24 protein-coding genes are annotated in these 24145 nt (G+C 65.2%); 11 read left to right on the top strand and 13 right to left on the bottom strand.

What is annotated here, in order from left to right; all coding sequences use genetic code 11:
• Positions 1 to 109: 109 nt before the first annotated feature.
• From ACK4R0_RS10475 to ACK4R0_RS10465, 3 genes are all read right to left on the bottom strand, one after another.
• Complete coding sequence (locus ACK4R0_RS10475) at positions 110 to 1333, bottom strand: efflux RND transporter periplasmic adaptor subunit (protein ID WP_409673875.1); 1224 nt, start codon at positions 1331 to 1333, stop codon at positions 110 to 112.
• A gap of 330 nt (positions 1334 to 1663) precedes the next feature.
• The gene (locus tag ACK4R0_RS10470; protein ID WP_409673874.1) at positions 1664 to 1933 is read right to left on the bottom strand and encodes a GlsB/YeaQ/YmgE family stress response membrane protein; all 270 of its coding nucleotides are present in this window, start codon (positions 1931 to 1933) and stop codon (positions 1664 to 1666) included.
• A 145-nt stretch (positions 1934 to 2078) separates the two neighbouring features.
• Positions 2079 to 3125, bottom strand: a complete 1047-nt coding sequence (locus ACK4R0_RS10465; protein WP_409673873.1) for a hypothetical protein — start codon at positions 3123 to 3125, stop codon at positions 2079 to 2081.
• Positions 3126 to 3186: 61 nt separating this feature from the next.
• Between ACK4R0_RS10465 and ACK4R0_RS10460 the strand changes: the two genes are divergently transcribed.
• The 4 genes from ACK4R0_RS10460 to ACK4R0_RS10445 all read left to right on the top strand — a co-directional run bounded on the left by ACK4R0_RS10460 (position 3187) and on the right by ACK4R0_RS10445 (position 6018).
• Positions 3187 to 4380, top strand: coding sequence for an aspartyl/asparaginyl beta-hydroxylase domain-containing protein (locus ACK4R0_RS10460; protein WP_409673872.1), 1194 nt, complete (start codon positions 3187 to 3189; stop codon positions 4378 to 4380).
• Positions 4381 to 4522: 142 nt separating this feature from the next.
• Positions 4523 to 4813: a hypothetical protein gene (locus ACK4R0_RS10455; protein WP_409673871.1), complete on the top strand. Its 291-nt coding sequence runs from the start codon at positions 4523 to 4525 to the stop codon at positions 4811 to 4813.
• A gap of 179 nt (positions 4814 to 4992) precedes the next feature.
• Positions 4993 to 5325: a DUF6481 family protein gene (locus ACK4R0_RS10450; RefSeq protein ID WP_409673870.1), complete on the top strand. Its 333-nt coding sequence runs from the start codon at positions 4993 to 4995 to the stop codon at positions 5323 to 5325.
• A gap of 15 nt (positions 5326 to 5340) precedes the next feature.
• Positions 5341 to 6018: a spermidine synthase gene (locus tag ACK4R0_RS10445; protein WP_409673869.1), complete on the top strand. Its 678-nt coding sequence runs from the start codon at positions 5341 to 5343 to the stop codon at positions 6016 to 6018.
• Positions 6019 to 6126: 108 nt separating this feature from the next.
• Here the strand turns inward: ACK4R0_RS10445 and ACK4R0_RS10440 are convergent, their stop codons facing one another.
• Positions 6127 to 7371: a Coenzyme F420 hydrogenase/dehydrogenase, beta subunit C-terminal domain gene (locus tag ACK4R0_RS10440; RefSeq protein ID WP_409673868.1), complete on the bottom strand. Its 1245-nt coding sequence runs from the start codon at positions 7369 to 7371 to the stop codon at positions 6127 to 6129.
• Positions 7372 to 7507: 136 nt separating this feature from the next.
• Between ACK4R0_RS10440 and ACK4R0_RS10435 the strand changes: the two genes are divergently transcribed.
• From ACK4R0_RS10435 to ACK4R0_RS10420, 4 genes are read left to right on the top strand one after another with little or no spacing between them, the layout of a single operon-like run.
• Positions 7508 to 7843: an STAS domain-containing protein gene (locus ACK4R0_RS10435; protein ID WP_409673867.1), complete on the top strand. Its 336-nt coding sequence runs from the start codon at positions 7508 to 7510 to the stop codon at positions 7841 to 7843.
• Between the two features lie 30 nt (positions 7844 to 7873).
• Entirely contained in the window at positions 7874 to 8848 is a 975-nt protein-coding gene (locus ACK4R0_RS10430) for an MBL fold metallo-hydrolase (RefSeq protein ID WP_409673866.1), read from the top strand.
• Positions 8823 to 10895: a CHASE2 domain-containing protein gene (locus tag ACK4R0_RS10425; RefSeq protein WP_409673865.1), complete on the top strand. Its 2073-nt coding sequence runs from the start codon at positions 8823 to 8825 to the stop codon at positions 10893 to 10895. Before ACK4R0_RS10430 ends, ACK4R0_RS10425 begins: the two co-directional genes overlap by 26 nt.
• A 14-nt stretch (positions 10896 to 10909) precedes the next feature.
• Positions 10910 to 11782 carry an HpcH/HpaI aldolase/citrate lyase family protein gene (locus ACK4R0_RS10420; protein WP_409673864.1) on the top strand — a complete coding sequence of 291 codons (873 nt, stop codon included), beginning with the start codon at positions 10910 to 10912 and terminating at the stop codon, positions 11780 to 11782.
• Between the two features lie 6 nt (positions 11783 to 11788).
• Here ACK4R0_RS10420 and ACK4R0_RS10415 read toward each other — a convergent pair whose 3' ends face one another.
• Positions 11789 to 11953, bottom strand: coding sequence for a DUF2256 domain-containing protein (locus ACK4R0_RS10415; RefSeq protein WP_409673863.1), 165 nt, complete (start codon positions 11951 to 11953; stop codon positions 11789 to 11791).
• Positions 11954 to 12053: 100 nt separating this feature from the next.
• On the opposite strand from ACK4R0_RS10415, the gene ACK4R0_RS10410 reads away from it, so the two are divergent.
• From ACK4R0_RS10410 to ACK4R0_RS10400, 3 genes are all read left to right on the top strand, one after another.
• On the top strand, positions 12054 to 13676 hold the full coding sequence (locus ACK4R0_RS10410; RefSeq protein WP_409673862.1) for an amidase: 1623 nt from the start codon (positions 12054 to 12056) through the stop codon (positions 13674 to 13676).
• 45 nt (positions 13677 to 13721) lie between these two features.
• On the top strand, positions 13722 to 15125 hold the full coding sequence (locus ACK4R0_RS10405) for an SLC13 family permease (RefSeq protein WP_409673861.1): 1404 nt from the start codon (positions 13722 to 13724) through the stop codon (positions 15123 to 15125).
• A gap of 180 nt (positions 15126 to 15305) precedes the next feature.
• Positions 15306 to 16631, top strand: coding sequence for a cystathionine gamma-synthase family protein (locus ACK4R0_RS10400; RefSeq protein ID WP_409673860.1), 1326 nt, complete (start codon positions 15306 to 15308; stop codon positions 16629 to 16631).
• 42 nt (positions 16632 to 16673) lie between these two features.
• Here the strand turns inward: ACK4R0_RS10400 and ACK4R0_RS10395 are convergent, their stop codons facing one another.
• The 8 genes from ACK4R0_RS10395 to ACK4R0_RS10360 form a co-directional block, all read right to left on the bottom strand.
• Positions 16674 to 17855: a glycosyltransferase family 4 protein gene (locus ACK4R0_RS10395; protein ID WP_409673859.1), complete on the bottom strand. Its 1182-nt coding sequence runs from the start codon at positions 17853 to 17855 to the stop codon at positions 16674 to 16676.
• Between the two features lie 71 nt (positions 17856 to 17926).
• Positions 17927 to 18856 (bottom strand): hemolysin family protein, encoded by a 930-nt coding sequence (locus ACK4R0_RS10390; RefSeq protein ID WP_409673858.1) that lies wholly within the window; start codon positions 18854 to 18856, stop codon positions 17927 to 17929.
• A 66-nt stretch (positions 18857 to 18922) separates the two neighbouring features.
• Positions 18923 to 19417, bottom strand: coding sequence for an rRNA maturation RNase YbeY (ybeY, locus tag ACK4R0_RS10385; RefSeq protein WP_409673857.1), 495 nt, complete (start codon positions 19415 to 19417; stop codon positions 18923 to 18925).
• Positions 19418 to 19603: 186 nt separating this feature from the next.
• Positions 19604 to 20713: a PhoH family protein gene (locus tag ACK4R0_RS10380; RefSeq protein WP_409673856.1), complete on the bottom strand. Its 1110-nt coding sequence runs from the start codon at positions 20711 to 20713 to the stop codon at positions 19604 to 19606.
• A complete protein-coding gene (gene miaB, locus ACK4R0_RS10375) occupies positions 20713 to 22098 on the bottom strand; it encodes a tRNA (N6-isopentenyl adenosine(37)-C2)-methylthiotransferase MiaB (RefSeq protein ID WP_409673855.1) in 1386 nt (461 codons plus the stop codon). Before miaB ends, ACK4R0_RS10380 begins: the two co-directional genes overlap by 1 nt.
• Positions 22099 to 22109: 11 nt before the next feature.
• Positions 22110 to 22952: a lysophospholipid acyltransferase family protein gene (locus ACK4R0_RS10370; protein WP_409673854.1), complete on the bottom strand. Its 843-nt coding sequence runs from the start codon at positions 22950 to 22952 to the stop codon at positions 22110 to 22112.
• 6 nt (positions 22953 to 22958) lie between these two features.
• Positions 22959 to 23381, bottom strand: a complete 423-nt coding sequence (locus ACK4R0_RS10365; RefSeq protein WP_409673853.1) for a Fur family transcriptional regulator — start codon at positions 23379 to 23381, stop codon at positions 22959 to 22961.
• Positions 23382 to 23555: 174 nt separating this feature from the next.
• Positions 23556 to 23984: a MucR family transcriptional regulator gene (locus ACK4R0_RS10360; RefSeq protein WP_409673976.1), complete on the bottom strand. Its 429-nt coding sequence runs from the start codon at positions 23982 to 23984 to the stop codon at positions 23556 to 23558.
• Positions 23985 to 24145: the final 161 nt, after the last annotated feature.

Below are 24145 nucleotides of genomic sequence, written 5' to 3'. Positions count from 1 at the left end.
GATGCAGCGGCCGCGCAAGCAATGCAGCAATATGGCCATGCCCGCATGGGCAAAGCTCCACCGCCCTGCCTCGACCAATGCATGCTCGCGTTCGACGACGGTGAAGCGATCAGCTCCGCTTGGCGCCCTGCATTTGCGGACGCACCGTTTCACCGGGATTGAGGAATCCGCCCGCATAGAGCACCACCCGCTCCGCGCCGGTGATGCCGCTTGCGATCGCGATGCCGCGCGGCGTCACCGTTCCGGTGGTCACGTCGCGCCGCTCGACCTTGTTGTCCTTGCCGACGACATAGACATAACTGCCCTTGTCGTCGCTGAGCACTGCGGATTCGGGCAGCACCGGCGATTGCGAAGAACCGCTGATGACTGCAGCGCTCGCAAAGCCGCCTGGACGCAGCGCCTTGTCATAGGACAGAGCGATCCGAGCGATGCCCTGGCGCGAGGTTTCGTTGATCACCGGCAGCAGCTGCCAGACCTGGCCGGTGAAGGTTTGGCCTGCACCGACGGGACGGACTTCGGCGCGCACGCCGACCGTCAGGTTGGCAAGATCGGCCTCGCCCATCTGTGCGCGCAGTTCCATCTCGCCGCCGGCCGCCAGACGGAACAGCACGCCGGTGCCCGCACCCACGACCTGGCCAGGCTCGACATTGCGCTCGAGCACCAGACCGCCTTCGGGCGCACGGATGTTAAGGCGTCCATTGCGCGCCTGCGCTTCGCGCAGCTGCGCGCGCGCAATCTCGACCCGCGCTTCGGCAGCATCGCGGGTGGCGCGGCGACGATCGACATCGGCCTTGGAGATGAAGCCGCGATCGACCAGCTGCAGCGCACGGTCGAGTTCGCTCTGGGCAAGCACGGCATCGGCCTGGTTGACCTGGATCTGCGCTGCGAGCGAGCGGGCCTGCTGGGTCTGGACGTCCTGATCGATGATCGCCAGCACCTGCCCGGTTTTCACCCAGTCGCCCGGCTGCACGAGCACGCGGACGACCTGGCCGCCCTCGCCGGCGATGCCGACCGGCATTTCGCGGCGCGCCGCCAGCGTTCCGGTTGCGTTGATCACCCGCTCGACCGATCCCGAGCCCGGCACGATCACGGTAACCGCCGGTGCCTGCGAATCACTGCCGCCTGCACCGGCGCTCGCCGCTTCGCCTGCTGCGGTATCGGCATCGCCGCCAAAGAAATACACGCCTGCAGCAATCAACAGCGCAATCGCTATGACGGCGCCGATGATCTTGTTGCGGCGCGACTTTTTCACGGCCTCGTCCGCTTCGGACCCGTAAAGGTCTTCGCTGCGCGCGCTAATCGTATCGCCGCTCATGCTGCTTTCGTAATTCATTGACCGATCCGTCCAAACCACGCCGCCACATGCCCCGTAGCGCGCCGAACCCCGCAGAGCGAGAGCCAGGCCTGCCCTGATCCGGCGGCTTTATCCCGAAATGCAGCAGCTGCGGCATCCGGTTTTCATGGCACTGTGTTATCCAATTAAGTCACCGCGTGCAAGCCAATAAAGCTTCCCGCAGCAGCGGTGCCTTTAGAACGGGACTGTGGTCGTGGCAATTGTCGAACCGTCGCGCACAACAAAACGAGAGGCAGCAAGGCGATGTCGCCCGCTGCCTCCCGTGTCTAGATCAGCATTTTGAAGTAAAGGCTGGTCCGCTGCGCCCGATTAACGTGCGCGACCGCGCTGGACCAGATTGACGATCGCGAGCAGGATGACCGCACCGATAAAGGCGGTGAGCAGAGTCAGCGGATCGAACGCATTGCCGCGCAGACCCTGGCCACCGAGCAGGCTGCCGAGCAGGAAGTGACCGAGGACCGATCCGACACAGCCGACCACGACGTTCCAGAAGATACCCATCTGTGCATCGCGGTTCATCACTTTGCTGGCGAGCCAGCCCATGATGCCGCCCATGATCAGTGCCAGAATCAAACCCATGTTCAGTCTCCCGTTTTTTTTGCGATGCGCCAGGTGGGCGATCATGCCATGGGTTACGGAACAGCGACCAACTGGTTCCGGCGTGCGATGTAATATGTTGCACCAAAGGTGAGACTGGCCAGAGAATTACTGTGCGATGACTGGATCAGGGCAGTAGCGGGTGGGCTAGATCCATTGCGATGTCATTGACCCGCGCGACTTCCAGCGCCCATGCATGCACCTTGTCGATCTCGTCGCCATAAGCGCGGCGGGCGAAGTCCTGTTCGGCGGCACGATCGTCGGCGCTGAAGCTCTGGCCGAATTTCGAATGGCTCGACAGCGCCGGGCCGGCCAGCATCGCTGCCTGGATTTCAGGCGCCTGCGACAGCCCGAAGTGCCGGGTCACCGCCGTCAGCGCATCTGCCTTCCGGCCGGTCAGGGTTTCGCTGTCGAGGGTGCGGACCCGCTCGGGACCCAGCTGCCCGGCGATCTGCGCGAACATGCGATGCTGCACCAGCCAGCCGATCGCCGCCACCTGCAGGTCGCTTTGCCGGAAATAATCCGCCGGGCCAAAGCCCAGATCGACCGTGCCCTCGCGCAGCTGACCCTCAAGCAATTCGCGCGCCCACAGGCGGCACCACAGCCCCTTGCGCGCAACCGACGCCAGAAACACGGGCAGCGGAGCATAAAGCAGCACGGCGTGCGCGTCTGGCCGCAGCGCCATGGCCGCGCCGATCAGCGGGTTGAAGATGTTGGAGGGCTTGATCACCACCGCTTCGTCCGCGCCAAACGGGCGCTGCAGCAGCGCCAGCGATGCATCGAGCACGGCGGCGACCTGCCGACGCTCCGCTCCGCGCCAGCGCCAGCCCATCAGGTCGTTGCACAGCATCGGTTCGGACAGGCCCATGGCCATGCCCGGGACGTCGAGCGCACGCACCAGCATGGTCGAGGCACAGAACGCGGAATGGAAGATGAAATGGACGCGCGCGCGCTCTGCCCCGGCTGCCAGAGCTTCAACCCTGGGGACCGGAACAGTCCGCGACGATTCGCCCAGATATTCGTCGGTCAGGAAGGTCGCCTGGCGGTGCGCCTCGCGGCTCACCTGGCGGAACTGGAAGGCGTCCTGCGCCGCATCATAACGGTGCGCGTGCCACCGGGAATCGCGGACGATGCCGCGCTTTTCGTCGGCCGCCTCAGGCTGGAAATTCGTCATGGCGGCAATCCTTGCCAAGCTGCCGACAGCGTGGCAAGCAGGACGTGGTCGGGGGACAAGCATGAACGGAGCAGTACCAGCAGCAGCGGTCGATCCGGTGGCGCTCAACAGCGCGGGGATGACGGCATTGCGCGAAGGGCGCTATGCAGATGCGGCGGCCGCCTTCACCCGCGCGGTGGCGGCAGACCCGGCAGCGACCGCACTCTGGCGAAACCTTGCCACCGCCAAGCGGTCGCTGGGGGACGATGCAGGCGAACTGGCGGCGCTCGACGCAGCGATCGATGCGGACCGCCGCGATTTCATGGCATGGCTGCGCAAGGCCGAACTGCACCAGCGGCTGAACGATGAGCCACAGGCATTTGCCGCCTGGCAGGCGGTGTTGCAGCTTGCCACGCATCTCGACCCGCTTCCTGATTCACTCGCACCGGTGCTGGCGGAAGGCAGGCGTTTTTCCGACGCCTGCTCGAGCCGCATCGAACAGCGCATTACCCATGATCTGGGCACGTTCAGCGCCAGGATGGACCTGCCAGGCAGCCGGCGGGCGCGGGCGTTCGTCGATGCCGCGCTGGGCAAACGCAAGATTTACACCAACGAATGCCATGGATTGCATTATCCGTTCCTGCCCGCCGACGAGTTCTTCGACGAAGCGCATTTCCCCTGGTTTGCCGATATCGAAGCCAGCACGGAGCTGATCCGCGCCGAGATGGAAGCGCTGCTTGCCAGCCCCGGCGATGCGCTGCGGCCTTATGTGCGGATGGAGAAGGGCAGCCCGCAAAGCAAATGGTCGACGCTGGACCAGTCGCTCGCCTGGGGCGCCTGCTTCCTGTGGGAATACGGCGCCCCCAACCAGCCTGTGCTCGATCGCTGCCCGCACACCGCAGCGGCGCTGGCCAGAATTCCGCAAAGCCATATCCCCGGCCGCGCCCCGACAGCCTTCTTCTCGATCCTCAATCCGCACACGCGCATTCCGCCGCACACCGGGGTCACCAATACCCGGGCGATCATTCACCTGCCGCTGGTGGTTCCGTCGGGTTGCGGGTTTCGCGTCGGCGGGGAAACCCGCGAATGGCAGGTCGGCAAGGCCTTCGCCTTTGACGACACCATCGAGCACGAAGCCTGGAACGACAGTGATACCCATCGCGCCGTCCTGATCTTCGATGTGTGGAACCCGCATCTGACCACCGCCGAGCAGGAGATCATCTGCGGGTATTTTTCGGCCGCCGATGCCAGCGGGTTCAACACCAATCTGGGCTGAACCTATCCGAAAATGTTGCAAGTCATGCGTTTTAAGATATTTGTTTTCCGCAATGCAGCATGATAACATCCGTTTATAAGGGTGGGGAGCTGGCAGGATTGGGTCTGCGGTCGCGCCCGTGGTTGAAGTGGACATCATCCCGATGAAGAATATTGCAATGATTGTTGCCCTGGCCGCTTCGTGCGCCTGGGTTCCCGCTGCCAGCGTGACCGCTTCTGCCAAGGAAGCGGCTGCGAATGACGAGTCGACGGCCGATGACGACAAGATCCGCTGCCGCAAGGTCGAGGTGACCGGTTCGCTGGCGCGCAAGACCAAGGTGTGCCGCACCGTCGCCGAATGGCGCGCGATGAGCGACAAGGGCAACCGCAACGCGCGGGACATCGTCGAGTCGGGCAATGTCTGCACCGGCGGCCCTATGTGCAATGGCGGCTGAGCCGACCGGTTGAGATTGCCTCTGCCGGTTTCCCGCTTTGCGTTCTTTGCCTGACTGGACTAAAGGCCTGTCATCGCGCAGGCTTTGACCCGGCGCAGCGTGGGCTGGATTGATACTCCCCCTTCCCTGCAACGGTGCCTGTATTCCTTTCTGGTTCAAGAATAAAGAATTGCATCTCTATGGCATCGTATAAAGACCCCGGGTTTCAGGAGCGGCAGGCGCTCGCGCAGAAGGCGCGTCAGGCTGCACTCGACAAGCTGAAAGCCAAGCCGGCCCCCGACCCCGAAGTGGTCGCCCAGCGTCTCGCCGCGCAAGCCGCGAAGGAAGAAGCGCAGGCCGCCAAGCGTGCCGAGAAGATCGCCGAGCGCGAGCAGGCCAAGCTGGATGCCGCTGCCAAGATCGCCGCTGCCGAGGCCGAGGCCGAGCAGGCTGCGCTGCAGGAAGTCGAGACCGAGGCTGAAAAGAAGCTCAAGCGCGATGCGCGCTATGCGGCGCGCAAGAAGCGCAGATAACACCGGTCTACCCTCATGGTCCCGCGCGAGCTCCTCGCCACCGCTGATGTTCCGGGTGGTGGCGACCCGCTGCGGTTGATCCGCCGGGGCAGCGAATATTCGATCATGCTCGGCGCCAACGAGCTGATGAACAGCAGGCTCAGCGGCTCGGAAGAGGCGCTCGCCACGCTGGCACAGGCCCGGCTGACAGGGGTCACCAAACCCCGCGTGCTGATCGGCGGGCTGGGCATGGGCTTCACGCTCCGGGCAGCGCTGGCCGCCTTCGGCCCGCTAGCGACGATCTCGGTCGCAGAGCTTGTCCCGGAAATCGTCGACTGGGCACGCGGACCGATGGCGCATCTGCACGATGGCACGCTCGACAGTGCGCAGGTGCAGGTCCGCATCGAGGATGTCGGCGCGCTGATCCGCGCCTCCAAAACCCATTTCGACGCAATCCTGCTCGATGTCGACAACGGCCCCGACGGGCTGTCGCGCGAAGGCAACGATGCACTCTACACGCTTGTCGGCCTTGCCGAAGCCCGCGCGGCACTGCGTCCCGGCGGGGTGCTGGCCGTCTGGTCGAGCGGGCCCGATCCGCGCTTTACCGCAAGGCTGCGCAAGGCGGGGTTCGACGTGACCGAAGAGACCGTCCGCGCCACCGCATCGGGGCGCGGCGCACGGCACACCATCTGGATCGCGGTAAAGCGCAGTTAGTTTCAACAACACTCACCGTCATTCCCGCGAACGCGGGAATCCCGCTTGTGCGCGACGGTGGCAAAGAAGCGGGACCCCCGCCTTCGCGGGGGTGACGGGCAATATGCGTCAGGTCTCACCCCGCTCGCGCCATTCCCCCGGCTCCGGCTCGATCCCGTAGGGCTTGACCAGCGTCCAGACATGATCGGGGATCATCGCCTTCATCTTGGCCGGCGCAGCGCGGCGCAGGTGGAGCACGGTTTCGACCGCCTTCATCTCGAGCCGCGCGCGAGCAAATTCGCTCCCGCGCGGACCGACGCGCGGCATCAGCCAGCCGAAGACCTTGCGCATGAATTTGGGCATCCGCCGCAACGGCAGCCCGCCTGCGGCAAGCTCGGTGTTGGTCTTGAACCCCTTGACCGGCCCTGCCCTTTTTCCCGCGCTGGTCACCTCGGCGGTGCGCAGTTCGTCGCCGAGCAGCTGCATCAGCTCCTCGCCGCGCGCGTTGCGCACCAGCAGCCACTGATTGCCCCGCCCCGCCATGTACCCCACCGTGATGTCGGCGAGCACATTGGTGTAATCGACGCAGGTGCGGCAGGTCAGCGGGAAGAAATCGCCCGGCAGGTCCGAAATCGGCAGCTGCAGGAACGGGATTTCGCGGGTCTTGCCATCATCGAAGCGCAGCTCGACATGATAGTCGGCGCGGAACTCCAAATAGCTGATCGTCTCTGGGGCGTCGGAGAGCAGCCCCAGGAACGTATGGAAGTTCTCGGTGGTGGTGTTGTCCGAACACGGCGTGCCGATGACGTAGATGCGATCGAACCCCAGCTCCGCCTCGAGCGCGCGCAATGCGTGAATCTGGCACGGGATGCCGATCACCGCGATCCGCCGGTGCCCTGCCGCGCGCGCGGGCTCGAGCAGCGCCAGCAAGGGGGCATAGCCCATGCGCATGCCGCGCACCTTTGCCATGTCCTCAGCCCGCGTGACCAGCATCGGCAGCGGCCGCCAGCGATCATCGGGGTGCGGACCGACCGCCAGCACCGCATCGACCGCTCCGGTTTCGAGCAGCCGCGCCCCGATGCGGGTGGTGATGCCGGTCCATTGCGCGCCCGGCGAAGGCGGAACCAGCTCGGCCGTCACCATGCGGCGATAGTGGCCGAAGAACAGTTCGTCCCCCTTGGCAGCGTCGCGCGCGCGGCCATGCACCTGGCGTTCGAGCTTCGGGTAATCGGGCTGGATGAACTGGCACGCCCGCCCGCACGCCTTGGGGTCGCTGGTCCGCGATATGCCGCAATCGGTGCAAAGCGTGCGCGGGACGGCAGGGGCGAAATCGACCGTCAGGATGTGCGGGTTGGGCGCGGGTGATGTGTCCATTGCAATTGACACTAGCGGGCTGGATGCCGGACGGCAAACGGTCCCTTTCCTATCATCACCCCAGCCATGTTCAGGGCAACTTCCCACGAGGTTAATTTGCAGCTAGTCTTCGTGCGTGATGCGAAAGGCAGAAGACATGCAATGGTCCAGCACCGAGCAGCAGGGGTGTATCGTCGCGAGCCCTGATGGCCGGGTTGACGAGGCAACGGCGCAGGCATTCACCGAACATCTGGCAGAGAGCGTGGCGATGGCCGCCGAGTCGGCGAACCGCAAGCTGATCGTCGATTTCGCCGGGCTCGATTACATGTCGTCGCGCGGTCTGCGCGCACTCACACTCGCCAAGCGCCAGGCGGATACCGCCGGCGTCACCATGGCACTGGCGCGGCCCAACGCGGTGATGCGCGAAATTCTGGCGATCAGCCGCTACGACAAGCTGTTTACGGTAAGCGATACGATCGAGGGCGTGCTTTAGCAGGGTCCTTAAAACCAAGGGGGGGTGCGGATGCTGGTCCGGTTCTGGGGAACACGCGGGTCCTTGCCGGTGGCGGCGACAGCGTCGATCGTGCAGGACAAGGTCGCTCACGCACTGCTCGCCGCATCGGGCCGCAGCTTTGCCGATATCGATGAGGCCCGCGCCTTTACCCGCGACGAACTGGACTTCGCCACCGGCGGCACCTTCGGCGGGGCGACCACCTGTGTCGAGATCGAGGCGGGCGATTCCGATGCGGGCGATCCGTTCATCATCTGCGACATGGGCAGCGGGCTTCGCGGATTCGGACTCGATGCTATGCGCCGTTGTGCCGGTGGCCATGCGCGGGTCTATCACTTCTTCATGTCGCACCTGCACTGGGACCATATCATGGGCTTCCCGTTCTTCGTGCCTGCGTTCGACCCCAATGCGCACATCATCATCCATTCGGGCCATGCCGATGCCGAGACTGCGCTCCGCCGCCAGCAGGAGGAAATTTCGTTCCCGGTGGCGTTCGATTGGCTGCGCGCCAAGATCGAGTTCCGCACGCTCGAGCCCGGCGAGGTCTATTCGATCGGCGTGGTGCAGGTCGAGGTGATGGAGCAGCACCATTCGCACAGCAGCTTCGGCTATCGCTTCACCGACGCCGCCGGCAAGGTCGCGGTGTTCAGCACCGACAGCGAGCACAAGATGGAGAAGATGCAAGGCGAGGCCGATGTCGAGGCGTTCTTCAGCAACGCCAATCTCGTAATCTGCGATACGATGTATTCGCTCGCCGACAGCGTCTCGATGAAGGAAGACTGGGGTCATTCGAGCAACATCGTCGCGATCGACCTGTGCCATGGCGCGCGCGCAAAAAGGCTGGCGCTGTTCCACCACGAGCCGGTCTATTCGGATGCCGACATCGCGCGGATGCACGCCGAGAGCATCCGCTATGAGGAACTGACCCGCGAGCATGCTCCGCTGGAGGTGCTGTGCGCCTATGACGGCCTTGAAGTCGCCCTCTAGCGCGGCTGCGCTCCCCTCGCGCACCTTGTGGCTGGCGGCGCTGGCGGGGTTTGCCGCAGCAGCCTTGCTGAGCCTCGCGCTTAGCCCGCGGGTGCAGAATGCGGTTTTCGATGGCTGGCAGCGGATCGCCCCGCGCGACCTTTCGGCCAGCGATGTGCGCATCGTCGCGATCGGCGATGAGAGCCTTGATGTTATCGGCAGCTGGCCCTGGCCGCGCCGGGTATTCGCGACGCTGACCCAGCGTCTCACCGAAGGCGGCGCCAGCGCGATCGGCTTCGATATCATCTTTGCCGAGCCCGATGCGGTCAGCCCCTCGCGGTTTTCCCGGCTCTATCCGCCCGACAGCGCTGCGGCCGAAGCCTGGCTCGGCCAATTGGGCAGCATGGACGACGAGTTTGCCGAAGCGATCAGCACCGCGCCGGTGGTGCTCGGCCGCGCCGGGGTCACGCTGGGCGGCGCCGACCCTGCCGAGCTCAGCCAATGGGCGACGATCACCGGCAAGCCGCCCGCTGCCATGCCCCGCTTTCCGCTGGTGCAGCGCAACCTCGATACGCTCGAGCAGCGCGCGGCGGGCTTCGGGCTGCTCAACGGCAAGCCCGATGGCGACGGCCGGGTGCGCGGCGTGCCCTTGGTGCTGCAGACAGGCGATGCGGTGGTGCCTGGGCTGGCGCTCGAGCTGGCGCGGGTCGCGCTGGAGCAGCAGAGCGGCGCGGATGCTGAGATCACGCTGACCCCTGGCATGTTGCGGGTCGGCGACCGCGCTATCCCGGTGGACAGTGAGGGCCGGATGCGGCTGCACTTTGCCGAAATCCCGCAAGCCCATGTCTATTCGGCGATCGAGATCCTGTCCGAGGACTTCGATCTGACCCAGCTGCGCGGCAAGATCGTGATCGTCTCGCTGACCGCCGAGGGGTCGCCCGACATCGTCGCGACGCCCTTGGGATCGGAGATGTTCGGCGTGCTGGTGCAGGCGCAGGCGGCCGACGCGATCCGGCGCGGCGGTTGGCTGGTGCGCCCCGCGTGGGCCCAAGTGGCGGAATGGGCGGCAGGCGCGCTGCTCGCGATCATCCTGCTGCTGCTCGCCGCGCGCCAGACGCGAGGGCGGATGACATGGGGCGTGCTGGCGGCGGCGGTCGTGATCCTGCCGCTGGCGAGCTGGATGCTGTTCCGCTTTGCCGACACACTGTTCGATCCCGTTCGCCCGCTGCTGCTGGGCAGCGGCGCGGCGCTCGCGGTGTTCGGCGCGCTGTTCCGCGAGGCGAGGCGCGAGCGCGCGGTGCTGCGCGATGCGCAAAGCCGCACCGAAGGCGAATTGGACGCCGCTCGCGCTATCCAGCTGGGGATGCTGCCCGACCGCGCCGCGTTGGCCAGGCTCGACCCGCGCATCGACATCTCCGCGCAACTCGAAGCGGCCAAGTCGGTGGGCGGGGATTTCTACGACATCATCCCGCTCGACAAGGACCGAGTGGTGATCCTGATCGCCGACGTCACCGGCAAGGGCGTGCCTGCCGCGTTGTTCATGGCATTGTCCAAGGCGTTGTCGCGCAGCGCGATGCTGCGCAGTCCCGGCGATCTGGCCGATACCGCCGCGATGCTCAACGCCGAGCTGATGCGCGACAGCGGCGATGCGCTGGGGCTGACGATGCTGCTATGCCTGATCGATCTTGCCACCGGGCGGGTCGAGATGGTCAATGCCGGGCACGACAATCCGCTGCGGATCACCAACGCGGGCGAGGTGATTGACGAGCCGCTCGAGGGTGGTCCTCCATTCTGCATCATGGATTATCCTTGGCCGTCCGAACACCTCACGCTGCTGCCCGGCGAGGCGCTGGTGCTGATCACCGATGGCGTGACCGAGGCGCAGAACGCGCACGAGCAACTGTTCGGCACCCAGCGGACCCGCGATGCGCTGGTCGCCGATCAGTCGAGCGCGGCTCAAATGGTCGCCACATTGTGCGACGCCGTGCGTGCGTTCGAGGCGGGCACCGACCCCAGCGACGACCTCACCGTGGTTGCCTTCCGCTATCTGGGTGCTAATCGGGCCTGATCACAGGAGGCCCCATGTCCGACATCGCAAGACCCAGGCGCAGCGCGCTGTATATGCCCGCCTCCAACCCGCGCGCGATCGCCAAGGCGCGCAGCCTGCCTGCCGATGTGATCATCCTCGATCTCGAAGACGCGGTCGCGCCCGAGGCCAAGGAGGACGCGCGTGATGCCGCGATCGCTGCCGCGGCAGAGAGCGGTTTCGGCAACCGTGAGCTGGCGATCCGGATCAATGCGCTCGACACGCCCTGGGGCAAGGATGACCTCGCCGCCGTTGCGCATGCCGATATCGACGCGGTGCTGGTGCCCAAGGTCTATCGTCCGACCGACATCACCGCGTGCAACGCTGCGCTCGCTGATGCGCCATCGCGGCTGCAATTGTGGGCGATGATCGAGACCTGTGCGGTGGTGCCGCACCTCGATGCGCTCGCGGCGCTGTCGGCGGGAACGCGGCTGTCGCTGTTCGTGATGGGGGTCAACGATCTCGCCAAGGAAATGCGGGCAAGGCTGACGCCCGAGCGCACGCCCTTCCTACCGATCCTGACGCTGGCGGTGGGTGCGGCGCGCGCGCACAACGTCGCGATCCTCGACGGGGTGTGCAACGAGTTCCGCGATCTCGATGTGTTTACTTCCGAAGCCGAGCAGGGGCTGCTGTTCGGCTTCGACGGCAAGACACTGATCCACCCCGACCAGATCGGCCCGTGCAACGCGGTCTTCTCGCCCAGCGCAGACGAGCTGGCGCACGCCGAGGCGGTGATCGCTGCGTTCGCCTTGCCCGAAAATGCCGGCAAGGGCGCGATCCGGGTCGATGGCAGGATGGTCGAGCTGCTGCATCTCGAGCAGGCACGGCAGCAGATGGCCATCGCCCAGCAGATCGCTGCGCAGGGCTGAGCCCCTTCAAACGGAGCGGTTCTGGCGCCTGAGGTCGCCCTTGCAGCGTTCCGAGCAGGTCTTCACATTGTCCCAGTCGCGCGCCCATTTCTTGCGCCAGGCAAACGGCCGCCCGCACGCCGCGCAGATCTTCTCGGGCAGGTTCGACTTGGTGTAGCGTTTCTCGGGCATGATCGGGATATGGGCGCGGGGCTACGGCTTGGCCAGTGAGCGCGGAACATTTCGCGCGCGCCATCTTGCCGGGCGGAATCGCTGCGCTATCGTGAGCGCCATGCGAACCGTTGCCCTGGCACTTGCCGCCCTCACACTCACATCCATCGGCGCGATGTCTGCCGCGCAATCGGCCGCGGAGGCAAAGAGCCCGCGCATTGATGCGGTCCAAGAGAGATCGATCGCCCAGCTGTCCGCTCTGCTAGCCTCCGGCGAAACATCAAGCGAAGCCCTGACCCAGGCCTATCTCGACCGGATAAAGACAATCGATCGCACGGGCCCAAGACTCAACAGCGTCATCGCGGTGATGCCAGGCGCGATCGAGGAAGCGCGCATTCTCGATGCCGAACGCAAGGCAGGAGCCTTGCGCGGTCCGCTCCACGGCATCCCGATCCTGATCAAGGACAATATCGAGGCCCAAGGCCCCGTCCCCACCACCGCCGGATCGACCGCGTTGCTCGCCAATGTCACCGAGCGCGATGCGCCGCTCGTGGCCCGGCTGCGCGCGGCAGGCGCGATCATCCTGGGCAAGACCAACCTGTCGCAATGGGCCAACATCCGCAGCAACGATTCGGTCAGCGGCTGGTCGAGCATCGGCGGGCTGGTGAAGAACCCCTATGCGCTCGACCGCAATGCTTGCGGTTCCTCATCGGGCAGCGGCGCGGCGGCAGCGGCGAGCCTCGCGGCCGCGACGATCGGCACCGAGACCGATGGCTCGATCATCTGCCCTGCGTCGATCAACGGGCTTGTCGGCTTCAAGCCGACGCTCGGCCTTGTCTCGCGCACGCACGTGGTCCCGATCAGCCACAGCCAGGACACCGCAGGGCCGATGGCGCGCTCGGTTACCGATGCCGCGTTGGTGCTGACCGCGCTGGCGGGCTCTGATCCGGCGGATCCCGCCACCGCCGAGGCGGATGCGCGCAAGACCGATTATGCCGCCGGGCTATCCCCCGATTACCTCCGGGGTGTGCGCATCGGCGTGCTCAAGGATCGCACCGGGGGCAACGCGCGGGTGCAGGCGGTGTTTGCAGGCGCGCTCGACCAGCTTGCCGCCGCCGGCGCCGAACTGGTCGAGATCGAAGACAGCCGCACCGGGCTCGAGGGGCTGGGCGAGGCCGAGTTCAAGGTGCTGATGGTCGAGCTTAAGGCCGATCTCAACGCGTACCTCGCGACCACGCCCCCCGAGGTCACGGCGCGGACGCTCAAGGATGTGATCGCGTTCAACGCCGCCAATGCCGCAACCGAGCTCGCCTGGTTCGACCAGTCGCTGTTCGATCTCGCCGAAAGCCAGAAGGGGCTCGATGATCCGGAGTACACCGAGGCATTGGCGAAATCGAAGCGGCTGGCGGGAGCCGAAGACATCGACAAGCTCATGAAAACGCACGATGTCCGCTTCCTCGTCGGCCCAAGCAACGCACCTGCGTGGGTCAGCGATCTGGTCAATGGCGACCACAGCGTCGGCCCCAGCCAGAGCCAGATGCCTGCGGTCGCGGGCTATCCGCACATCACTGTGCCGATGGGCTATGTCGCGGGGTTGCCGGTTGGGCTATCGATCATCGGCGGGAAGTGGCAGGACCATGACGTGATCAAGGCCGGGTACGCGTTCGAGCAGACGAGCAAGGCACGGGTCGCGCCGGGCTACTCTCCGCGCGCCGAGGCGGTGGCGAACCCGATCGGGCAGTAATCCCCTCCGCCAAGCGGGTGCGGACACAAAAGGGCGGGCGTTGCATTGAAAACCATCTGGGGGCTTGTCATCGGCATCGGGGGCTTTGCGCTCACGCTCATTACGCCGGCGCCCGGCGGGATGGAGCCGCAGGCGTGGAGCACCGCAGGCCTGGTGTTCTGGATGGCGACGTGGTGGATGACGCAGGTCGTGCCGCTCACCGTCACCGCATTGCTGCCCTTCGTGGTGCTGCCGCTGACCGGGGTGATGAGCGCCAACGATATCGCGGCGGAATATTATTCGCCGATCCTGTTCCTGATCCTGGGCGGCGCGTTTCTGGCGCTGGCGATCGAGCGGGTGGGCCTGCACAAGCGCCTCGCGCTCGCGATCGTCAACCGATCGGGTCACACCTCGGCGCAATTGCTGTTCGCGTTCATGATCGCCACCGCAACGCTCTCGCTGCTGATCTCGAACACCTCGACGACGCTGATCATGGTGCCGATCGCCAGCGCGGTGCTGCTCGCGGGCAACGTGGCCGAGGGCGAGAGCGAGGGGCTGCCCGGCGCGCTGATGATGGGGATCGCCTTTGCCGCCTCGATCGGCGGGCTTGGCACGCTCGTGGGCTCCCCCACCAATGCGATCGCCGCAGGGCTGCTCGAAAAGACCACCGGATTGCAAATCGGGTTTGCCGAATGGGCGGCGTACGGGATGCCGATCGTGATCCTGTCGGTGCCGATCGCGGCCTACATCCTGGCGCGGGTTCAGAAGCTCAGCCGCTTTCCCTTCGATGTCGATGCGGCGCGCAGCGCGATCGCCCGGCAGGACCAATGGAGCGTGCCTGAACGCCGATTGGTGCCGGTGATCGCGCTGGTCGTGATCGCGTGGATCCTGCAACCCTGGTTCAGCGGCATGCTGCCCGCAGGCGCGCTCACCGATGGCAGCATCGCGGTGATCGCAGGCATCGCCTTGTTCATCATGCCCGATGGCACCGGCCGTCCGATGCTGGTGTGGAAGGAGGCCAATCGCGCGCCCTGGGATGTGATCATGATGTTTGGCGGAGGACTGGCGCTCGCAGCGGGGATCGGGGCATCGGGGCTCGACAGCTGGATCGGCACCGCGCTCGAGCCGCTGGCGGGCGTTCCGCTGATCGTCATCGCGCTGGCGCTGACCGGCCTAGTGGTGCTGGTCACCGAATTTGCCAGCAACGTCGCCACCGCGAGCGGGGTGATGCCCGTCGTCGCGGCGCTGATCGTCACTTTGGGGGTCGATCCGGTGCTGCTCGCGATGCCGGTGGCGATGGCGGCGAGCTGGGGCTTCATGCTGCCCTCTGGCACCGGACCCAATGCCATCGCCTGGGCCAGCGGCAACATCTCGCTACCGCGCCAGCTCAAGGCCGGGCTGATGCTCGATGTCGCGGGCGTTCCCCTCATGGTGGGCACGATCTGGGTGGTTTCCTTTGTAATCAGTTGATCGCTCGGGCATAGATGGCGGCATAACAAGGGCCGGATATTCCCGGCACCCACAGTCGCTCAACCTGAGCCTGTCGAAGGTCCCGCGCCCCCGCTGGCGGTTTCCCGTGGCCTTCGACAGGCTCAGGCTGAGCGGAGGGTGTTGCTGGTATAAACCGGCCCCAATCGCAGGAACCCAATCATGACCGACACTCCCGTCAAGCCGATCACCACCCCCACCCCGCGCCGCAAACCCAAGCCCAAGGTGGCGACTTTGGGCGGGCGCAAGCTCAAGCCTGCCACCTTGATGATGGGCCATGGCTTCGATCCGGTGCTCTCCGAAGGATCGCTGAAAGCCCCGATCTTCCTCACTTCGACCTTCGCGTTCGAGAACGCGGCCGCCGGCAAGCGCCATTTCGAGGGGCTGACCGGCAAGCGCCCGGGCGGCGCGGAAGGCCTGGTCTATTCGCGCTTCAACGGCCCCAACCAGGAAATCCTCGAAGACCGCCTGAGCATCTGGGACGATGCCGAGGATTCCTTGGTGTTTTCCAGCGGCATGTCGGCGATCGCCACCTTGCTGCTCGCTTATTGCAGCAACAACGATGTCATCGTCCATTCCGGCCCGCTCTATGCCGCGACCGAGACGATGATCGCGCGCATCCTGTCGCGCTTCGGCATCACCTATCTCGACTTCCCCGCAGGCGCGACCCGCGAGGAAATCGACATGGTGATGGAGCAGGCCAGGGACATGGCGGCCAAGCAGGGCGGCCGCGTCGCGTTGATCTATCTCGAAAGCCCGGCCAACCCCACCAATGCGCTGGTCGATATCGAGGCGGTGGCAGCCTCGCGCGACGTGGTGCTGGGCGGCGAAACCCCGACCCCGATCGCGATCGACAATACCTTCCTGGGTCCGCTGTGGCAGCAGCCTTTGCACCATGGCGCGGACATCGTGGTCTACAGCCTCACCAAATATGTCGGCGGGCACAGCGATCTGGTCGCAGGCGGGCTGTCTGGCCCCAAGAAGTGGATGGACCCGGTGCGCGCGCTGCGCAACACCATCGGCACCATCTGCGATCCCAACACGGCCTGGATGCTGATGCGGTCGCTTGAAACGGTCGAACTGCGCATGAACCGCGCCGGCGAGAACGCGGCGAAGGTCTGCGAATTCCTGGCGCAGCATCCCAAGGTCGATGGCCTGGGCTATCTCGGCATGATCCAGGACGCACGCCAGAAGGACATCTATGACCGGCATTGCTCGGGCGCGGGGTCGACCTTCTCGCTGTTCATCAAGGGCGGCGAGGCCGAGAGCTTCCGCTTCCTTGATGCGATGGTGATCGCCAAGCTCGCCGTCAGCCTGGGCGGTACCGAGACGCTGGCGAGCCACCCTGCGGCGATGACCCACCTGTCGGTGCCCGATGCGCGCAAGGCGGCGCTGGGTATCACCAACAATCTGGTGCGCATCTCGATCGGCGTCGAAGACCCCGACGATCTGATCGCCGATTTCGAACAGGCGCTCGACGCGGTATGATGCCTGTTCCGGCCCTCGGCATGTCCGAGGGCCGGAAAGCGCTCAGCGAATGGCGCGATAGGGTACGCCGCCGGTGCCCGCCTGGCGCTGGCGGATCAGCCGGATATAGGTCTGCGCAAGGCCGCCGTTGATCCGGTCCCAGCTGTATTTCTCGCTGCGCCGGATGCCGGCGGTCCCGTGGGTGTGGCGCAGCGCGGGATCGGCGCAATAGGCCTGCAGCGCATCGGCGAATTCCATCGTCGCGCCGGGCCGGACCAATTGGCCGGTGACCCCGTGTTCGACCAGACTTTCGCTGCCGGTGGCGCGCGCGGCGACGACGGGAAGACCGCACGCCATCGCTTCCAGCGTCACGTTGCCGAAGGTTTCGGTGATCGAGGGGTTGAAGAACATGTCCATGCTGGCGACCGCGCGGCCAAGGTCCGCGCCGCCCTGAAAGCCTGCGAACACCGCGCCGGGCAAACGCGATTCGAACCAGCCGCGCGCCGGCCCCTCACCCACCACCAGCACCTGATGCTGGATGTTGCGGCGGATCAGCCGGTCGATCGAATCGGAAAAGACGTCGAGCCCCTTTTCCATCACCAGCCGCCCCAGAAAGCCGATCACGGGCACGTCGTCGGTCAGCCCCAGCGAGCGCCGCCAGTCCATGTCGCGGGCCTGGGGGTTGAAGATATGCTTGTCGACGCCGCGCGACCAGATGCCGACGTCATAGCTCATCCGCTGTTCGCGCAGCACCTGCGCCATCGAATCGGATGGCGCGACGATCGCATCGCACTTGCGGTAGAGCCGCCGCAGGATCGCTTCGAGCACCGGCTCCAGAAACGCCATGTTGTAATAGCGCGGATAGGTCTCGAACCGTGTGTGCACCGATCCCAGGATCGGCAGGTTGTGCCTTTGCGCCCAGCGCACCGCGCTGTGTCCGGCGCTGTCGGGGCTGGACACATGCACGATATTGGGCGCGAACCGGTTGAGGTCCTTCTTGATTCCCGGCGGCAGTATGGTGGTGACGCGGTATTCGCTGCGCCCGGGGATCGGCAGCGAGGGCAGGCTGACAAGATCGCCTGCCGGATCGAACGCCGGGGTCTTGGTGGTCGGCGAATAGACGCGCACCGCCGCGCCATGGTCGAGCAGCCACCCGACCAGCCGGTTCAGCGCCTGGTTGGCGCCGTCGCGCACGTAATTGTAGTTGCCGCTGAACAGCGCGATGCGAAGATCGGAAATATCCATGATCGCGTCGCCTTAGGCGTGCGCTCGCCGAAAAGCCAGAGCGCGTGGCTGCCGCGACGCGCGGCGCATGGTCAGCCGTGCAGGGCGACCGCTTCGGCAGGCGGCAAAAGGCGGATGCGGGTCACCCGGCGTTCGTCGCCATCGACGATCTCGAGCTGCCAACCGCTGGGGTGATCGAGCACCCGCCCGGCGGCAGGCACTTCGCCCGCCAGGATGAACGCGAGGCCGCCCAGCGTGTCGACATCCTCGTCGATCTCGCCCAGCGCGGCGTCGATCAACTTGGCGACATCGTCCAGTTCGGCGCGGGCATCGGCGTCCCAGCTGCCGTCTTCGCTGCGGCTGACCAAAGTCTCGGGCTCGTCGTCGTGTTCGTCCTCGATATCGCCGACGATCTCCTCGACCAGATCCTCGATCGTCACCAGCCCTTCGGTGCCCGAATATTCATCGATCACAATGGCCAGATGCGTCCGCGTCTGGCGCATTTCGGCAAGCAGATCGAGCACGCCCATGGTTTCGGGCACGAACCGCGGCTGGCGGATCAGGTCGTCCCAGGTGTCGGGACGCGGTCCATCGGTCGCGATGATCGGGAAGACGTCCTTGATGTGTACCATGCCGACGATGTGATCGAGCGAGCCATCGTACACCGGCACCCGGCTGTGGCCGTGCTCAGCGAAAATCTGCACCAGCGCATCGAAGCTGGCATGTTTGTCGATCGCGATGATGTCGCTGCGCGGCACCGCGACATCGTCGACATCGTGCTCGCTGAAGTGCAGCAGGTTGCGCAGCATCTCGCGCTCGATCCGCGACAGGTCTCCCTTGCCGGAAGCGCCATCGGCATCGTCGTCGTGCTCATGCTCGTCGATGGCCTCTTCGAGCTGGGCGCGCAGCGACTGGTCTTGGTGTTCTCCGAACAGCAGGGCCTTGAGACCCCGCCAAATTCGTCCCGTGCCGTCGTCGTTTGCGGCGGATTTACCGCCGCCATTACTGTCTGCGTCTGCCATGACTGGCTGTATCTTAACCCCGCTATTGGTGGAATATATCAGATCGTCGCGCGCCACTACGCTGCGTCAATATGGATTGTCCAACCCCAAATTGGCAAGGGCTTTCACTTCAAGCTCTTCCATGCGGACCGCAGCGGCATCATCGATATGGTCATAGCCCACCAGATGCAGCGTCCCGTGCGCGATCAGATGGGTGGCGTGGGCGGCAACCGCTATGCCCTTTTCCGCCGCTTCGGAGGCGCAGGTCTGATAGGCGAGCATGATGTCGCCGAGCAGCACCTCGCCGTCGTCGGTGTTGGCGAGCGCATCCAGCATGTCGGGTTCGAGCATCGGGAACGACAGCACGTTGGTCGGCTTGTCCTTGCCGCGATAGTCGCGGTTGAGAGCGTGCACCTCATCGTCCGAGCCGAAATGCACGCTGACCGATACCGCAAAGCGCGCATCGGCAAGACTGCCATAAGGGCTGACCGCGAGCGCTGCGGCGACCGCACGGGTGGCCAGCGCTTCCCAGTCGGTGTCGGCGGACCAGAGCGGGTCGGTGGAGGTTTCGGTTTCGATCATTGGGTTGAGCCAGACCTAACCCAACCCGCTCTCCCGAGCCCCTCGGCTGGCTGGCAAGCCAGCCGCTCGGGATAAACTTCCCGGTAAAACCGGGAAGTCGAGGGACGCGCGCGCGACCGGTGGCGCATAGGTCCCTCGACTTCGCTCGGGAACTCGGAAATGTTGCACGAGTGAGGCGCAGATACCTCACGCATCCTTGCCCTCATAGGCCTCCACGATGCGCCCGACGATCGGGTGGCGGACCACGTCGGCGGCGGTGAAGCGCACCGTGCCGATGCCCTGCACACCCTCGAGCTTGCTTACCGCATCGGCCAGGCCCGAAGCGCCGACGCCGCCGGGCAGATCGACCTGTTTGGGGTCGCCGCAGATCACCATCCGGCTGTTCATGCCGAAGCGGGTGAGGAACATCTTCATCTGCGCAGGCGTGGTGTTCTGCGCCTCGTCGAGGATGATGAAGCTGTCGGCCAATGTGCGACCGCGCATGAACGCTAAGGGCGCGATCTCAATTTCGCCGCTGGCGATGCGCCGCTCGACCTGTTCGGCAGGCAGCGTATCATACAATGCGTCGTAGAGCGGACGCAGGTATGGATCGACCTTTTCCTTCATGTCGCCGGGCAGGAAGCCCAGCCGCTCGCCCGCCTCGACCGCAGGGCGCGACAGGATCAGCCGGTTGACGCTGCCGGTGATCAGCTGGCTGACCGCCTGCGCGACCGCCAGATAGGTCTTGCCGGTGCCCGCCGGACCAAGCGCGAAGATGATGTCGTCGCGGACCAGCGAGCCCATATACTCGGTCTGCGTCGCCGAGCGCGGCACGATGGTCTTCTTGCGCGTGCGGATCATGATGCCGGGCGCCTGCGCGACATCGCTGCGCACGATGCCCTCGAGCGTCGGTTCCGCCGACATGCTGATCAGCGCCTCGACCGCGCCTTCGTCGATATCCAGGCCCTGTTCGATCCGCTTGTGCAGACCCACCAGCACGTCGCGGGCGCGTGCGGCGCTTTCGGCCTCTCCCTCGATCTGAATGCGGTTGCCGCGCGCGGCGATATAGACGCCAAGCCGATTCTCGATCGCGACGAGGTTCTTGTCGAACTGGCCGAACAGCGGCCCAAGCAAGGTCGGCTCATCGAACTCCACCCCGATCCGCGCCTTGTTGGCGGGTTCGGGCCGGTTGAACGGAAAGTCGGTGCCATAGACCGGCGAGAGCCGGGTGCTCTGCGGCTCGGGCTTGCCGCGAAACTTGCCGCCATCGCCGCCGCGCCGATCACCGCCGCTGCCGCCGCCCTGCTTGCGCGCCATTATGCGGTCACCAGTTGCAGCGCGGCGCCTTCCAGGCTGTTGGGCCCGGCAGAGATGATCTCGACATCGATCAGGTCGCCGATCCTGGCCTGGGCATCGACGACATGCACCGATTGCAGCCAGGGCGACTTGCCCACCAGCTGGTCGGGCTTGCGGCCCGGCCGTTCGAGCAGCACGCGGGTGCGCTGGCCGACGGTGGTCTGGTTGAAGGCCTGTTGCTGTTCGCCCAGCAATTCCTGCAGGCGCTGCAACCGCTCGTCCATGATCTCGGGGCTGATCTGATCCTCCATATCGGCAGCGGGCGTGCCGGGGCGCGGTGAATATTTGAAGCTGTAGGCATGCGCGTAACCGGCAGCGCGCACGATATCGAGCGTCGCCTGGAAATCCGCTTCGGTCTCGCCGGGAAAGCCGACGATGAAATCGCCCGACAGCGCGATATCGGGCCGGGCGGCGCGCACCTTGTCGATCACCGCGAGGTAGCTCGCGGCATTGTGGCTGCGGTTCATCGCTTTGAGGATGCGGTCCGAGCCCGATTGCACCGGCAGATGCAGATAGGGCATCAGTTTGGCGATATCGCGGTGCGCGGCGATCAGCCCGTCGGTCATGTCGTTGGGGTGGCTGGTGGTGTAGCGGATACGTTCGAGCCCGGCGATGTCGGCGAGCGTCTCGATCAGCCCTTCGAGCCCCTGGCGGCAGCCTCTTGCGTCGTCGCCGACCCACGCATTGACGTTCTGGCCGAGCAGCGTGATCTCCTTGACCCCGCCATCGACAAGAGCCTTGGCCTCATCGACCAGATCGGAGAACGGGCGGCTGATTTCGGCGCCGCGGGTATAGGGCACCACGCAATAGGTGCAGAACTTGTCGCAGCCTTCCTGCACGGTGAGGAAGGCGGATGGACGCGGCTGGCTAGCGCGGGGGGCAAGCGCACCGAACTTGGTGATCGCGGGCATGTCGGTATCGACCGCCGTTTTCTTCGTTGCGCGCGCCTGCTCGATCAATTGCGGCAGGCGGTGATACGCCTGCGGACCCACGACGATGTCGACGCTGGGCGCGCGCCGGGCGATTTCCTCGCCCTCGGCCTGCGCGACGCAGCCGGCAACCGCGATCATCGGCGTCGATCCGTCTTCGCGCTTGAGCCTGCCGATATCCGAATAGACCCGCGCCACCGCCTTTTCGCGGATGTGGCAGGTGTTGAGGATGACGAGGTCAGCGTCTTCGCGCCGCTCGGTCGCCTGCATGCCCTGCGCAGCCAGCATCTCGCCCATCCGCTCGCCGTCATAGACGTTCATCTGGCAGCCGAACGAGGTGACGAAATAGCGGCGGGGTCCGCCGTCCGCATCGGGGGCGGAGGTCGGGGCGACAAGGGTATCGGTGGATTGGTTCATGGATGCACCGGCTATACAGTGCGATCGCGCCCTACGGAAGCACAAAGCGCTGCTTCGATCCGCACCCGCGCTTCTGCCGCGATTGCCTTGCGGCCGGGAAAATCGGCAGGGCTGAACGGTTCGAGAAAATGCAGCGTCGCATCGAAATTGCCCCGCCGCGTGAACAGGCGCAGCGCGTTGTTCGGGGCGGTCTCTTCCCCCACCCAGGCGATGTCGCGCGCATGCGCGCCGTAATCCAGGTACATCGGCTGCACCATCACCCCGGGCGGCGGCGGGTCGAGCACCTGCAGCAGTGGCGACTTGAATGGCAGCAGGGTGCTGCCATCGGTGGTGGTGCCCTCGGGGAAGATCGTGATCGCCCAGGTTTCGCTCAACGCATCGCGCAGTTCGTTGATCTGTCCGGCGATGCCCATGCGGTTGCTGCGCGAGACGAACACGGTGTCGTTGAGCTTGCACAGCCAGCCGACCAGCGGCCAGCTCTTGATGCCGTCCTGCGCCACGAAAGCGCTGCCGTTGCGCCCGGCGATGACCGGAATGTCGAGCCAGCTGAGATGGTTGGAGATATAGAACACGTCACGCTTGAGCGGCGTGCCGACGATGTTCACCCGCGCGCCGCACGCGCGCGCGACGGCGCGCAGGAACAGTTTTGGCCATGGATTGGAGAGCCTGAGCGCGCGCCAGATGTAATACAAGGGGACGCACATGATGAGCGCGATGACGATCGCCGTAGCCCTCAGCGCCAGTCGCACCCTGCCGATCGGACCGGGATCGACCCAATGCAGATGCGCCATGTCGGGCGTATCGGGATAAGGTGGCGGCGACGGAAGCGGGGGCGGCGCGATTGCCTCGCTCATGCGCGGTCAGTCTTTGCGGTCGATCGAGACGCCGTACAGTTCCATGCGGTGATCGACCAGCCGATAGCCCAGTTTCTTGGCGATCAGCTTCTGCAGCGCTTCAAGCTCGGGATCGACGAATTCGATCACCTTGCCGGTTTCGACATCGATCAGATGGTCGTGATGCGCTTCGGGCGCGGCCTCGTAGCGCGCGCGGCCGTCGCCGAAATCGTGGCGGTCGAGGATGCCCGCCTCCTCGAACAGCCGCACCGTGCGATAGACGGTGGCGATCGAGATGCGCGGATCGATCGCCGAGGCACGCTCATGCAGCCGCTCGACGTCGGGATGGTCATCGGCTTCGGACAGGACGCGCGCGATCACGCGGCGCTGGTCGGTGATCCGAAGGCCACGATCAGCGCACAGCGCCTCCAGGTCTATTTTCTGGCGCATGCTGCCCCTTTGAATGCCGTCGATGGTGAACGCCAGGCCTGTCGTGCACCGATATGGCACGATGGCTGGCAGGCGCGGACGGTGCCGCATCTGCCAGCCAATTTATCGTGCATCGCAACAATTGCAACCGCCAGCCTTGGCCGCGCGGCGACAAAGGCCGATTTTGCCTAAAACTTACTTGACCGGGCGCTTGCCTGGCTTGCGACCGAGACCGATTTTCTTCGCCAGTTCGCGGCGGGTCGCCGCATAATTCGGCGCGACCATCGGATAATCGGCAGGCAGGTTCCAGCGCGCGCGATAGTCATCGGGCGTCATGTTGTAATGCGTCATCAGATGCCGCTTGAGCATCTTGAGCTTTTTGCCGTCCTCGAGGCAGACGATATAATCGGGCTTGATCGACGCACGGACGGTAACGGCCGGTTCAGGCCGCTCGACCTCGGGCACCGCTTCAGTCGGCGACAAGCCGTTGAGGGCGCGATGTACATTTTCGATCAAGGTTGGAATGTCTGCAACAGCCACACTGTTGTTGCTGACATGTGCTGCAACAATATCCGCCGTCAGAGTGATCAGCGTCTCGTGCATTTCAAAATCGGTGTCCGCCATGATGAGTGATCCCGTTTCTATGTTTTGTTTAACGACCCTTAATCCGGCACTTTGGCCGAACGCGCGCGGTATGCAAGAACAGACAGCAGGCGTCAATGTCATTGTTGTTAGTCCTTATCACCGACTAACGCCAACCAATATGACAAACCCGCAGTCATCCG

The sequence above is a fragment of the Blastomonas sp. genome, from assembly GCF_046294995.1.
Classification (GTDB): domain Bacteria; phylum Pseudomonadota; class Alphaproteobacteria; order Sphingomonadales; family Sphingomonadaceae; genus Blastomonas.
This window is presented reverse-complemented; position numbering and strand designations above follow the sequence as displayed.